Here is a 12,540-nt window from a genome sequence, read left to right as displayed (position 1 = left end):
TGGCCAACTTCTGCCCACACTCGCTCACCGAACTCAAAACGACCGCCCGCAATCGGCTGCGCAGCGCACAACAACGCGCCAACATCATTGCCGCGTGCTGGAAGCAGGCCGAGCTGTGGTGATGTCGTCATTTATACAAGGATCAATAGGTCCACCCGATCCGATGCCGTTCCTGTATGGCCTCGTACCGCGCATCGTCTTCGGTGTAGGCAGAGGTTGGTGGTGAAGACGGAGGCATGCCCGAAGTTGTCGCGCACAAAGCGCAGGTCAACCTGCTGGTCGGTCATACGCGACCCCGCCGTATGGCGCAACCGGTGCGCCGAAGTGCTGGCGAGTACCTGGCCCCGCTTCCCCACTCGGGGCCACGCGAGTGAGATAACAAGCCGTGGTCATATGGTACCCAAGACTCAATGCGTCCCCGCCTGGCATCCGCCGGCCATGGTCCCCCTGAACTTTTGTTCAAAATGCGAACAACTATTATCGAGTCTTCGTGGCCAGACCCGCTCACGCCGGCAGTTCTCAACTGTGGCGAGTCACAGAGGGTGCAGTCAGGGAAATACCGGATGCCTTTAATTTCCGCCGGAAGAGGGCTGGCGTGATAACCTGCTGGTCTGGCGCGATAGCCGCCAAATGAGTCCTTCGCTGCAGTGCCGCATGCCGGTAACAGCATCGTGTGTGTCATCACTGAAGAAAGCAAGTTACAGCAAACGTAGTGCCCTTATCTAGGAGACACTGATGCTGAGTCCTCACGAACTCGCGACGCTGATGCTGGTGAAGAACGCTATTGACACAGTCGAACTTGATCCCGCCGATTTTAATGCCTTGCTCGAACGGGAACTTGCAACCCGGGAGCGTGTCTCACCGGGACGCCATCGTGCTCTGATCACAATTAATGGCCATGTTCTTCTCAAGGCTATGCAGCGGGACGGGCGTGGTGGTCATTAGCGCGAGCTTTAGTTTTAAAGACAGCTTCGCGGTTGGAAGTTTTCCTCATATTGCGTACGGCCTATTGTCTTGAATTTCCTCTGGACCGCAGGCGACAACTCTTACCAGTATTCTCTTGCGGACAGAATCCGCTGTCATTTGATTTCATGAGAGCAATACAATCAGTACCTAACGAGACAGTCCGGCGTTCAAGTCGGGGCACAAACTCGGAGCCGCTGGGGGCGGGCCGTCTATTTGTGTCTGGCAGCAGAGAGTCAGCGGACAAGCAAGCCGCGATCTTGTGGGTCCGAATGCAGATGGTCCGAAACAGCATTTCCTTCGACGACCTTATTCGTGCTGGGTGTTTTGAGGATGCTACCAAACTGCGGGAGGTGCGCTACCGGAGTGCGGATGGTCGCGTTTGGGACGGTAATGGCGAACTGCCAGATTGGCTGCAGAGGGCGGTGAATGCAGGGCAGAGCGTCGAACATTTCCGAGTGAAATAGGTTTCTCGTACCCACATTAGTAATTGGTGGGCATCGTCAGCGGAAATAGTGACCGTGAGGCCGCCAAGGTCATGATCAACGATGCTCGGCAGGCCGTTGAGGATCCAGGCACGGTGCTCACGCTCGGTGCAGACAAGGGCTATGACGCAGCGGAGTTCGTCGAAGCGTGCCTGAGGACGAGGGTCATGCCGCATGTGGCGCAAAATACCAACGGGCGACGCTCTGCAGTGCCCAATCCGATTGCCGCCAGCGCAGGCTATGCGATCTCTCAGCAAAAGCGAAAGCTGATCGAGCAAGGCTTCGGCTGGGCCAAGACGGTGGGTGGCATGCGTCAGGTGATGGTGCGCGGATTGAGGAGAGTTGACCAGATGTTTGTGTTGACGATGGCCGCTTACAACCTCGTGCGCATGCGATCGCTGGGACAAATCCGCCTGCAGCAGCGATAAAGGGACAAAAGCGGGCGGGAAACAGGCGTCAGGCGGTCGAAAAGCCGACGAAGTTACGCCTGAGTTTCAGAATGTGGAAAAAACAGAGTCGTCGCCGCGCGAGCGGGGAAACCCGCGCGTTGCGCGGGACGTATTTCAGCAGCCTGTTAAGGCAAGCCGGAAGCGGCATCGCCTATTGCGCGATACCGAGGTGTCCATGCGATATTCGTGGTTAGGCTGCCATGGCTGAAACTATCAAGCGAACGACAAGTTGCTCCCACAAACTTGCGAGATACGTGTACTTGTCTCTACCAGACACGAGATAGCCTTGGCTTTGATACGCTGCACATCAGGGCTTGCGCCGATCAACGTCAGACAGGCAGCCGCCTCGTTCTGAACATCCAGTATCGGGGCACTGATTGCTGACAGGCCTGGAATCAGGACCGATTCGGCTTCGTCGTATCCTCGCTTGCGGATCTTCTCAAGATGCTCGAGCAATTTCGCTGGCGGCTGCTCGAGATTACGGGAGACAGCCAGCTCGATCAGATCATTCCTGACCTGCTCAGGTGTGAATGCCAGCAATACTCGTCCGGTCGCAGAATTGGTCAACTGGAATGTCGAGCCAACCGACAGCGTGGTGATAAACGGAACAAAACTGCGCTCCCAACGAACGATGGTCGGGCCGCGATCCCCCAGGACGCTGAGCAGTGCAGGAAGTCCCGTACTGGCTACCAGTTGCGGCATGGCTTCGCTTGCAAGGCGCAGATGATCGACACGCGCCAGCGCCGAAGCGCCTATGCGAACCGCGGTAGGTCCCAGGTCATAAAGACCGGTGATTTCATTCTGAACCGCCAGGCCGCTCGCCATCAGACTCGCCAGATAGCGGTGCGCGAGACTATTTGGCATGCCGATGGCGCGCGCCAGGTCACGCAAGGGCGTCGCCTTTCCTGCGTTGACAAGGGCGAGGAGAACTTCCGTTGCCTTGTCAGCCGACTGAATGCGGCGCCGCCCTCGGCCTTTTTCCGCGCTGTCGCATTGCCCAGTCAAGCATCATCGCGAAAAAAATCAAATTTTATATGGTTGGTCCAGAATATAAGGTGAGCGGAAAATGCCAGCACAACCAATAGAGTCCGACAGAGACCAAGCACTGATGCGTGCCGTCGACTCCATCATTACATCCACCGACACAAGCGTCTCAGTTATCCGGAAGGCAGCTGATTCCGACCGGCCGCTTACGCAGCTTCGCGAGCTGCTGCTCAGTATTGCGCAAGACGATGATGGAGCCGGTGGATGTCTCCTAATGAATGCGTCCTCGGAGCTAGGCTTGCATAACGCCCGAGTACAACAGTTGGTTCGCTCTGGCCTTCAATCAATCCTGAATCCGTTTGAATTGCTCGTGATTTCGGGGCAACTTTCCGGTACGTTTAAATCGGATATTGAGCCGGCTGAGAGTGCGCTCGCGGTTGTGGCCACAATTGCAGGGCTACGCGCGGTTGCCAAGGCCGGGTTCTCCGCGTCCCAACTGGCACCTGTTATCGAGAACCTAATCGCTGGCCTGGCGCACGACACTTCGGTTAAGCAATAGTGTCTCAGCTGCCGAACCAGTCCTCGACATAGGTCGGGCCTTCACCGGCTAACGGACGCGGACCGCAACACTCGCTGTACTTCATCCCTCATTTTCACTAGATTTCCAAGTACCCTCGGGCTTGGGAGTGCCAGACATGTCGGCTACTGCGTTAGCGGTGCACCGCACTCCGGTCAGAAGCTGTTCACGCAGCTCCGGCTTGTTCCAGATGGTCGTGGCTTTGCTTGCATCTGACAGGCCAGTCTTTTGAGCAGTCGCAACGGAAAATGGCGAATCGAAGGGCAGCTTCTCGCTACACGCAAGCTGAATAATGGGCTGCACATTCATTGCGCGGCATCACTTCTCCTGACCATTGGAAGACTCCAGGAGTAGCGCAGCGCGAGGGCGCGGATGGCGAAACAAATAAAGGCTCCGAACCAGGGAGTGACCGCGAGCCTCCACTCCATGAGTTGTCCAAGCACCTGGATGGCTGCCCCGACCAGCGCTGCAACGGCGTAGATTTCCTTATCGAGGATAATGGGCACGCGGTTGAGCACCACATCTCTCGCCACGCCGCCACCAACAGCGGTCAGCATACCGAGAATGATGGCAACCTCGACACCATGGCCGAACTGGAGCGCCTTGTGCGCGCCAATGACGGCGAAGAAGCCTAGCCCAAGCGAATCAAAAAAAACGATAGGATGCTTGAGATGGTCAATAATTGGGCGTGCCCAAATTGCAATCGCTGACGCGAGCGCCGATGTGGCGAGGTATCGCCAATCCGAAATGCCGACCGGCGGTAGAGCACCAAGGCACAGGTCGCGAATCACTCCACCGCCACAAGCGGTCAGATGGCTGATGGCCAGCACGCCAAACAGGTCAAGCCGTCTCTGCTCGGCGGCGAGAGCGCCGCTGACCGCGAATGCGAAGGTACCCAGCAGGTCAACCAATACGAACAGGTTATGTTCCATCATGCCTGTGAAGGAGTGCAGAGCCAGGCCGAGGTGGCGGTGAGCATTGCGTGCAGGCCAGTTTCCAGCGTCGGATTAATGACCGGTGCAAACTTTGGGGAATGATTGCTCGGTATCTTATTCATCTGCTTCGCTGCTTTGGCTTGTGCATAGACGTCAGGGTCGGTCCCTCCGATGAACCAGAAGACGTAGGGCACATTCCAGGTTCGACCGAAGACGCTGAAATCTTCACTGGCCGAGGCGGGTGCTGCTTCGTAGGCCTTGTCGCCAAACTGGGCCTGGAAAGCATCGGCCACCTGACGCGTGGCAGTGGCATCGTTCTCGGTTAGGGGGTATTGGCTGAGCGTGGTGAACTCCGGCGGTCGCTCGGCGTTGGACGCATCGCACTCCGCGCAGCAGATTCGCTTGATGGACGCCAGCATGTACTCGCGCACGTCTTCGTCGAAGGTGCGCATATTCAGCTTGATGGTGGCCTCGTCGGGGATGATGTTTTCTTTGGTACCTGCCTGCAGCGAACCAATGGTCAGCACTGCGTTATCCATCGGCGAAATTTCACGCGAGACGATGGTCTGCAGGCGCAGCGTCGTGGAAGCAGCCATAATGACCGGGTCAATGGAAGTCTGCGGCTGCGAGCCATGCGAGCCGCGTCCGTACAGCTTGATTTTCAGGCTATCTCCCGCCGACAGAATGACCCCCTGGCGGTAGCTGACCGTGCTGCTAGGCCCCACCATGACGTGCTGGCCCAAAATAATGTCTGGCTTGGGGAAGCGTTCAGCGCCCCAGTCGTCAACCATGCTGCGGGCACCGCGTCCTACCTCTTCTCCAGGTTGAAATACCACCATGACTGTGCCCTTCCAGGCATTGCGGTGCTCGGCAAGGACGCGCGAAACTCCCATCAGCCAAGTCACGTGCATATCATGCCCGCAAGAATGGGCCACGTCGACTTCGACGCCGTCTTCATCTTTGCTCTTGACCGTACTGGCGTAAGGCAAGCCGGTGTTTTCGGCCATGGGCAGCGCGTCCATATCTGCGCGGAGCATCACCGTGGGGCCCTCACCATTGCGCAATACCCCAACGACACCTGTGATTCCTACTGCCCGCGTCACTTCGTAGCCCAACGCCTCAATAAAGTCTGCCGCGACCTTTGCGGTTCGGACCTCCTGCATTGACAACTCAGGGTGCTGATGAAGGTCCTTGTAGATTGTTTCAAGTTCCGCCAGCAGCTTGTCGCTGCGGCCCTCCAACGCTTGGACGAGTGCGTTCATGGAAAATCTCCAGCTTGAACTGGCTAGTATGCCTCACATATTGTTGCGATGAGAGCTTCGCTACGAGGTGCTTCGTTGGCACGACTACACGTGCGATGCGGAAAGAGTGACGTAATTTCACCCTTCCTCACGAAGTCTTCATCGACCCCGTGCACTATTGCTCGACAAACGCGAGGGCAGCGGTGAGCCGGCGATGCCCCTCCAGTCGACTACACATGACCTTATAGTCGTGGCTTGTCGTCTTCTGAAGTTTCTCATGCGGCACATGGGTCGAGCGGTGGCTGGCAGACAGCGGCGAGATTTCGAGGCGGGCCGACTCCCTGCGGACAGAAATAGATACAAAATCCTGGGACCAAGCGATACTGTCTTTCGGTGGGTAATGCATTCATATGAGGGAGAGCGACGTCAACGATGACGCGGCCCAAACGTTTATGAGAGCTAGGCAAATTGCCTTATAAATTCTGAGGAGGGGTATCGTGATGAAAAGATTCTGTGCGGTAGCCATTGCAGCGCTCTTTTCGGTAGGTTTTGCTTACGCTCAAACTGCCGCGCCTGGGGCAGCCACCAAGCCTGCAACGTCCGCCGCCGCTCCAGCGGCTTCTTCGAACTGCGAAGCGAAGGCGGTTGACAAAAATGGCAAGCCGCTAGCTGGGGCCGCGAAAGCTTCCTCTATCAAGAAGTGCGAAAGTGGCAACAAAGGCGACGCGTCAGCCTCCTGTGAAGCCAAGGCCGTTGGGAAGGACGGTAAGCCACTCGCCGGTGCTGCAAAGACGTCATTCATGAAGAAGTGCGAGGCCGAAGCCGGCAAATAATCTCGCATTTGAGAAAAGGCCGGCCACGCGCCGGCTTTTTATGCCTCTCCGCTGTTGATTTGCACCGAATTCTTACCCAGGGAACGCGGTAATTTGCATCGAATGTTGACCCACGTATAGAACACTGTCCTGCTCGGGAACTGCACGTTGAGACCGCGAATCTCCAGCGGCGACGGCGAGGCTCCTGCGTTGCCATGGGTGTCGGCGTGGGCGGCAGCAGTGGGTGGCGAGTCAGCATGGCCGTCATTCCGCGAAGGGGAATGTGTTAAGTGAACCATGCACGTATTGCAGCATGCAGCCCCGCAGCCTTCCCACGAATTTTTGCGTAAATACTTACTCGGTTTTGCGTTTGCGTTTGGCGGGCGAGTGCGCTAGCGGAGGCGTGCCGATGCGGCGGGGCTGATTGTTAATGGATCAGTAAAGCGTCCGCGGGATCGCGGCCTGAGCATGGCGCCATAGCTAGCTGTTGCGTGGGGTGCAAAGTGCACGGGCCCTGTTCGCTGGCGGACAGAGTCGAGCGGAGCAAATTCTGCGGATGCCCGCCGCTCAGGGCCGGCACCCGTCATCTGGGTTGTGCAGGAGAACCCTGTAATGGCCGCTCGCTTGTGGCAGTCGTCTCGCCTCTTCTTCTGGATGCGCATGCGTCTTATCCCTTCGTGAAGATTTCCAGAAAGTGCTTGCTCGGATCCTCGAAATAGATTCTGCGGCAGCCACCGTCCGTGCTGACCTCGCCGGGGCGGCGGCGGTATGGGTCTGACCAGCACATCAGGTTGCGCGCGCGGATTCGGGCGAGGCTTTGCTCGAATTCACCGTCGCTGATCAGAAAGGCCTAGTGCTGCAGGGCAACATCGCCTTCCGCGTCCATGAAGTCCAGGGTGACATCATTGTCCAGCCGTACGGCGAGAAACGGCCCGAAGGGCACGGCTGCGGGACGTCCGAGGATCTCGCAGAGGAAGTCGGCGGACACCTTCTTGTCACGAGAAAAGACGATGGTGTGGTTGAGCTGGATGGCCATGTCGCAATCTCCGGGAAGGGGTATGTGCAAGGACCGGCATGCGAGCCGGCCGGGAACGGCCAACCAGCCGTCACGCGGAGGCTGACGCGCGCCACCGTCGCAGGGTACATGGATTTCGCCGCGCCGGGCGGGCGTCACCGGCCAGGCGCCATGCGGCCGACGTCTCCGCGATGCCGGCGTGAATGGGCGGCGAGGTGACGCTGGATGCCAGAAGCAGTATGCCCGTAGCCTCGCGCCCTGCGGCGTCGACCACGTCGGCATGCCGTTCGGCCTGCAGGCGGTCGGGTGCGTTCTGAGGATGGCCACGAGCAAGGACCTGAAGAAATCGCTTCCGTGGTCAGCACCTTGCATGGCCTGCCGCCCAACGTGGAGCACATTCACCTCGTGGTATCGCAGACTACTTCGGGTAGGGACATATCCGCTACCCGCGCGTAGAGATCGGCACACCTATTTCGGCATTATTGCGTGGGCAGTCTGCCGACTGATGCTGGTGCGGCGTGGCTTTGCCCATCAGGATCGGCTGGAAGAACACCGCGCCGACCAATGTGCACATCAACGACAGCGTCAGCAGCTTTCCCATACTGGCGGTGCCGCTATGGTGCGACAGCCACAGGCTGCCGAAGGCGGTAGCAGTAGTGGCCGCGCTGAGCAGAACCGCAAGTGTCAGGTTCGATTGCAGCAGGCGTGTTTTGCCGGCGCGCCACGCAATCACATAGTAGATTTTGAAGGCCACACCGATACCAAGCAACAAAGGCAATGCGATGATATTGGCGAAATTCAGTGCGATGCCGAACACCACGCACAACTCCAAGGCTACCGTGGCGGAAACCAGCAGCGGCACCAGCGTCAGCAGCACGTCAGTAAGGCGACGCAGTGTGATCCAAAGCAGCACCGTGATCGAGAGCAAAGCCCAGGCCCCGGCCTGGGCGAAGGCGCCGAGGATAGTATCGGCCGAGCCCCGCACCGAAATCGGCCCTCCTGCTGCCGTAGGCTCGACGCGCAGAATGGTGTCGATGAAATGGTCTAGCGCAGCCGCGCGTGCGGGACTGTCCGCGCATGGCAGACGCGGACTCAAAGTGACAAGGGCACGGCCATCCGGCGTGATCCAGTCGCGCACCAGGTCGTGTGGCAGCGATCTGCCGATCGATCGGCTGCGCCTGCAAGGCGCGCTGCAGGTCGGCCAGCGCCAAGCGCAGTGGCAGGGCCAGTGCTTGTTCCGCGCGATCGCGGGTAGTAGCATCGGCAGCCGCGAGCTGGCGCAGCGCCTTGGCCAATCGGACACTTTCTGCCGCGCCTGGGCCGGGATGGTCTTCGGATGCAAGCGGCAGCAGCCTAGCCAGGCTCTTAAGCGCATTGACGCGCAACACGTCGCTGGCCGGACTGGCTGCGCTTTGGGTCAGCACCGGCGTCAGGCTCGAAGGGGCATCGGCTATGAGCTTCAGCTTGGCCGGCTGATCGGTTGGTATGAAACTCTGCAGTGTGACCACGCGAGCCACCTCAGGCAAGGCCCCCAACTGCGCCGCAGAGGCCTCTGCGGCCGCCAGCGAGGGTGCGATCAAGCTGACATCGTCCATGCTGACCTGGGGCACATCCTTAAGCGACAGCAGGGTGGACATTGACTCCGAGTGCGGGTCTTTCAGGTGCAGTGGATTGAAGTCGAACCGCAGGTGCGGCAGCAGGGGGGGTCCAATCAGGATTGCCACGCATGTGATCAACAAAACCGGCTTGCGATGGCGCTCGAAGAAACTGTCGACGGGGGCCAACCATGCAAAGCCGGGAATGCTGGTCTCGCCGGGAGGGTGTAACACGGTGATCAGTGCCGGCAGTAGCGTGATCGTGTTGGCAAAGGCGATGATCATGCCGGAACCGGCGATCTTGCCCAGTTCCGCAAGGCCGCGGTAGCTGGTCGGTACGAAGGAGAAGAAGGCGGCTGCAGTGGCTGCAGCTGCTAGTGCCAATGGCATCCCCACGCTTTGCGCAGCCCGAGAGAGCGCCAGCGCCAAGTTACTGTATCGATACCGTCTGGCGCGATAGCGCACGCCGAACTGAATCCCGAAATCCACGCCAAGCCCGATGAACAGCACGGCGAAGGCAATGGATATCATGTTGAGCGAACCCACTAGGAAGAGGCCGAACGCCGCGGTCAGGACCAAGCCCGCAAACACATTCACCAAGACTGCCAGGATCAGCCGGGGCGAGTGCAATGCCAACCAGAGAATCAGGATTACCACCAGCGTAGTGAGTGCCCCGTTGACCAGAGCGCCGTCTTTGACAGAGGAGAACTCGTCGTCAGCCAGCGGCTGCGGTCCGGTCAACCTTACCGCGGCGCCGTAGCGCTCCCGCAATCGCAACTGCGCTGCGGCAGCATTGGATGGCGTCGGAAGCCTTGGCGCCGGCCTCCAGGTCGCTAAAGTCCAGTATCGGGCTGACAGACACAAAGCTGCTGGCTTGGCCTTCCGGACCCAGCTGTGGCATGCCTGCCAGCGCGGACCATGAAAGAGCGGCCGGCTTACCCGCCAGCACCTGCTCGACAGTCGCAGCGCTGTTGCCCAACAGGCGCGCCATATCGCCCAGCTTGACTTGCCCGATCTGCAGCGGTAGCGCCAGCGTTGTCGAAAGTGTGTCGGCAAGACCGCGCAGCGACGGGTCGCGCGCCAGGGCGTTGAGCAGTGGGCGCGCCTGCACGAGCTGGCCAGTCATGTCGCGCAATTCGTCGTTGGACAGGAAGAGCAAACCGTTGCGCGAAAAGAAATCGCCTCCGCCTGGCTGGCTTACCATGCGAAAGCGTGTCGGCTGCCGACGCAGCGCTTCGGCCAGCGCGTCGGCTGCGGCGCCTGCGAGTTCGCTAGCCGGCGCTTGCACGACGGCCAGAATCAGGTTATCCCGCTGTGGAAACGCTGCACTAAGCGCGGCATCGCGTCGAGCCCAGGGCTCGTTCGTGTCAATCAGGCGACCGATATCAGTGTTGATGGAAAAATGCCTTGCGGCATAGATGCCTCTGGCGAGCGTGAGTAGCAGAGTCGCGACGATGACACCCCAGGCGTGGCGATTGGCGAAACGGACAGTGTGGGTGATCTGCTTCGTCAGGGCTGGGCGACTATATTCTCGCCAATCGGGCGACCGAACCCGAGGTGGCAACTGGCTTCGCTTCGCTCTATCGGCATCAAACTGCCACTTGGCATGCAAACCACTATGCTGGATGCCTTTGTCTCCAGGCTCTTCAGCTCAGTTGCCGGCAGTTCGCTCAACTCAAACTGACAATAGAGATTTCGCTGCCGGAAGGTCGCCTTTGGCCGCATCAGGCCGGCGACCAATGCCGTCGGCGATTTGACTGCGATGTTCTCTTGTCTGCGATATTCCACGCGTATTCCTGCCTTCTGACCGAGCCGACCCAGTTCATCGCGTCTGAACCTGATGCCGCAGAAGTCGTTGCAGCGCGCATATCAGCGCGACCTAGGGGCGATCGAGCGCTGGCAACGGGACACGTATCCTGCCATTTGCCAAGCAGGCTCATGAGGAAAACGCCGACATCTTCTTCAGGGATGATCGTATAGAGCCCCCATGCGTTGATCACGGCGCTCCCCGACCCGACGCGGGTCGGAAGTGACCGTAAGACGGGAAGTCAGCCGGAGATCAGGTCGCATTTCATGCAGACATCGGACGAATTGGCCTGCCATTGATATGCCTGTGACGCTTGTACCTCTGCCGGTAGCGCGCGGCGCGGCATCAGCGTAAACCCGTGACGACTAAAGTAAGTCGCAAAGCGCATCGCTAACATCACTGCTTGTCGACACCCTCCAGCTCGGGCGCGCATGAGTGCAGCTTGCACCAGAGACGAAGCGATACCACGGTCGCGGTAATCGGCAAGCACGGCAACGGGCCCGATGATTGCGGTGTCACCATGCCGTTCCACGCCAGCACAACCGACGATCAAGGATTCGGTGACGGCGATATGGAATGTAGTTGCAAATAGATTGAGGGCCGAAGCATCAAGCCCGCATTGTTCGAGGATGCTAATAATCTGTGGCGCTTGGCCGGTGACGGCAGCGCGAATGGAAATGCCTCTCATTTTGACCCCTCTCGCTTCGGCGTTTAGCCGGTTTTTTTCGCGACTTCATCATGGTGTGCTACCACCGTTTTATTTGTTATGTCGTGTAAAGATTCCCACAGGGCCGGGTGGCCTTTGGAGTCAACCACGGTTCGGCAGTCGGACCGCCGCTGGCGAGTATGGTTATGAGTCTCCCTTCCGACTATCCCCCAATCGTGTTACGCGTTGCAAAACGCCATCACGGCGCCATCACAACGGCCGAACGCCCAGCAACTTGGGCCATTTGTGTTGTCCAGCATCTTGGCGACGATTCAATGTCCTGCGATATCAATCTGTCGGCGGCGCCATACCAAGCCATCCAATGCTGAGACAGGCCGCATGGCGTGAAGTGTAGTAAAGATGCTACGCAAAGTCCGAGCGCAAAGCCAGTAAAATCAATAAGTTAGCGATTTTACGTACTAACATTACTGTGCGCCGGGAGACCGGCAAAGGATAAACGGTGCAAGTCCGTTACGATGAAGAGCTAGCAACTCACGTCGGCCCCGTGTCGTGCGTAGACGCCCGCGAGGACGTCTGCGAAGCGTCGGCAAGGGGACGTGCAGGCCAGCCATTGAGCCACGATATTTAGATAGTCCTGGGTGTCGACATGCTAGTAATCATGGAAGGCAATACGACTGGCTGCGATAGAGCGAGTGGCCGGTCGACCCAGCGTGGTCTAAGAACCCGTTTGATAATTCAGGGATGGGCGATTCTGCGTAGCAGCAGCCCGCCCATTGCGATATAGACCATGGCCTCGGACACATCAGGACGTCGCTCGTAGTCCCTGACAAGGCGACGCCAGCGAACCATCCAACCGAAGGTACGTTCCACCACCCAACGCCGGGGTAGCACCGCGAAGCCAACTTGATCCTCGTGGCGGCGCACAACCTGCACGACGAAGTCGAGCGTCGCGGCTTTATCCATCAACGTGCGACGATCGTATGCGCCATCTGCAAACAGATGCTTCAGTC

9 protein-coding genes and 6 pseudogenes are annotated in these 12,540 nt (G+C 58.8%); 6 read left to right on the top strand and 9 right to left on the bottom strand.

Features of this window, described 5'->3' with window-relative positions; all coding sequences use genetic code 11:
* Positions 1–122, top strand: a pseudogene (locus tag AC1DS6_RS41450) (IS630-like element ISCARN39 family transposase); the annotation flags it as partial.
* Positions 123–142: 20 nt separating this feature from the next.
* On the opposite strand, the pseudogene AC1DS6_RS41445 reads toward AC1DS6_RS41450, so the two are convergent.
* Positions 143–370 (bottom strand): annotated as a pseudogene (locus AC1DS6_RS41445) (tyrosine-type recombinase/integrase); the annotation flags it as partial.
* A gap of 365 nt (positions 371–735) precedes the next feature.
* Here AC1DS6_RS41445 and AC1DS6_RS41440 point away from each other — a divergent pair.
* Positions 736–945, top strand: coding sequence for a hypothetical protein (locus AC1DS6_RS41440; protein WP_441628194.1), 210 nt, complete (start codon positions 736–738; stop codon positions 943–945).
* 532 nt (positions 946–1,477) lie between these two features.
* Positions 1,478–1,876: pseudogene (locus tag AC1DS6_RS41435) on the top strand (transposase); the annotation flags it as partial.
* Positions 1,877–2,110: 234 nt separating this feature from the next.
* Here the strand turns inward: AC1DS6_RS41435 and AC1DS6_RS41430 are convergent.
* Positions 2,111–2,902: an IclR family transcriptional regulator gene (locus AC1DS6_RS41430; protein WP_477104679.1), complete on the bottom strand. Its 792-nt coding sequence runs from the start codon at positions 2,900–2,902 to the stop codon at positions 2,111–2,113.
* Between the two features lie 103 nt (positions 2,903–3,005).
* Here AC1DS6_RS41430 and AC1DS6_RS41425 point away from each other — a divergent pair, with 103 nt between their 5' ends.
* Entirely contained in the window at positions 3,006–3,440 is a 435-nt protein-coding gene (locus tag AC1DS6_RS41425; protein ID WP_441628198.1) for a TetR family transcriptional regulator C-terminal domain-containing protein, read from the top strand.
* A gap of 323 nt (positions 3,441–3,763) precedes the next feature.
* On the opposite strand, the gene AC1DS6_RS41420 is transcribed toward AC1DS6_RS41425, so the two are convergent.
* Together AC1DS6_RS41420 and AC1DS6_RS41415 are read right to left on the bottom strand one after the other, a co-directional pair.
* Complete coding sequence (locus tag AC1DS6_RS41420; protein ID WP_441628201.1) at positions 3,764–4,393, bottom strand: trimeric intracellular cation channel family protein; 630 nt, start codon at positions 4,391–4,393, stop codon at positions 3,764–3,766.
* Positions 4,390–5,655 carry a M20 family metallopeptidase gene (locus AC1DS6_RS41415; protein WP_441628203.1) on the bottom strand — a complete coding sequence of 422 codons (1,266 nt, stop codon included), beginning with the start codon at positions 5,653–5,655 and terminating at the stop codon, positions 4,390–4,392. The genes AC1DS6_RS41420 and AC1DS6_RS41415 overlap by 4 nt, the downstream gene beginning before the upstream one ends.
* Before the next feature lie 479 nt (positions 5,656–6,134).
* On the opposite strand from AC1DS6_RS41415, the gene AC1DS6_RS41410 reads away from it, so the two are divergent.
* A complete protein-coding gene (locus tag AC1DS6_RS41410; protein ID WP_441628286.1) occupies positions 6,135–6,467 on the top strand; it encodes a hypothetical protein in 333 nt (110 codons plus the stop codon).
* A gap of 646 nt (positions 6,468–7,113) precedes the next feature.
* On the opposite strand, the pseudogene AC1DS6_RS41405 reads toward AC1DS6_RS41410, so the two are convergent.
* The 3 genes and pseudogenes from AC1DS6_RS41405 to AC1DS6_RS41395 form a co-directional block, all read right to left on the bottom strand.
* A pseudogene (locus tag AC1DS6_RS41405) lies at positions 7,114–7,482 on the bottom strand (VOC family protein).
* 421 nt (positions 7,483–7,903) lie between these two features.
* Positions 7,904–10,569, bottom strand: a pseudogene (hpnN, locus tag AC1DS6_RS41400) (hopanoid transporter HpnN).
* Entirely contained in the window at positions 10,566–10,898 is a 333-nt protein-coding gene (locus AC1DS6_RS41395; protein WP_477104680.1) for a hypothetical protein, read from the bottom strand. The pseudogene hpnN and the gene AC1DS6_RS41395 overlap by 4 nt, the downstream one beginning before the upstream one ends.
* Between AC1DS6_RS41395 and AC1DS6_RS41390 the strand changes: the two are divergent.
* Positions 10,882–11,029, top strand: a pseudogene (locus AC1DS6_RS41390) (IS630 family transposase); the annotation flags it as partial. The gene AC1DS6_RS41395 and the pseudogene AC1DS6_RS41390 sit on opposite strands and share 17 nt — an antisense overlap.
* Before the next feature lie 75 nt (positions 11,030–11,104).
* Here the strand turns inward: AC1DS6_RS41390 and AC1DS6_RS41385 are convergent.
* Both AC1DS6_RS41385 and AC1DS6_RS41380 read right to left on the bottom strand, forming a co-directional pair.
* Complete coding sequence (locus tag AC1DS6_RS41385) at positions 11,105–11,551, bottom strand: GNAT family N-acetyltransferase (protein ID WP_477104678.1); 447 nt, start codon at positions 11,549–11,551, stop codon at positions 11,105–11,107.
* A 714-nt stretch (positions 11,552–12,265) separates the two neighbouring features.
* Positions 12,266–12,540, bottom strand: a 275-nt coding sequence (locus AC1DS6_RS41380; RefSeq protein WP_477104677.1) for a transposase, incomplete at its 5' end; no start/stop codon positions are given.

This window comes from Cupriavidus sp. 05L310 (genome assembly GCF_056398185.1).
This window is presented reverse-complemented; position numbering and strand designations above follow the sequence as displayed.

What these genes read in the sequence shown, in the direction of transcription:
- AC1DS6_RS41420 (WP_441628201.1), bottom strand. Translation starts at nt 4,393, where the DNA reads ATGATGGAACATAACCTGTTCGTATTGGTTGACCTGCTGGGTACCTTC.
- AC1DS6_RS41415 (WP_441628203.1), bottom strand. Translation starts at nt 5,655, where the DNA reads ATGAACGCACTCGTCCAAGCGTTGGAGGGCCGCAGCGACAAGCTGCTG.
- AC1DS6_RS41410 (WP_441628286.1), top strand. Translation starts at nt 6,135, where the DNA reads ATGAAAAGATTCTGTGCGGTAGCCATTGCAGCGCTCTTTTCGGTAGGT.
- AC1DS6_RS41385 (WP_477104678.1), bottom strand. Translation starts at nt 11,551, where the DNA reads ATGAGAGGCATTTCCATTCGCGCTGCCGTCACCGGCCAAGCGCCACAG.
- AC1DS6_RS41425 (WP_441628198.1), top strand. Translation starts at nt 3,006, where the DNA reads ATGCGTGCCGTCGACTCCATCATTACATCCACCGACACAAGCGTCTCA.
- AC1DS6_RS41440 (WP_441628194.1), top strand. Translation starts at nt 736, where the DNA reads ATGCTGAGTCCTCACGAACTCGCGACGCTGATGCTGGTGAAGAACGCT.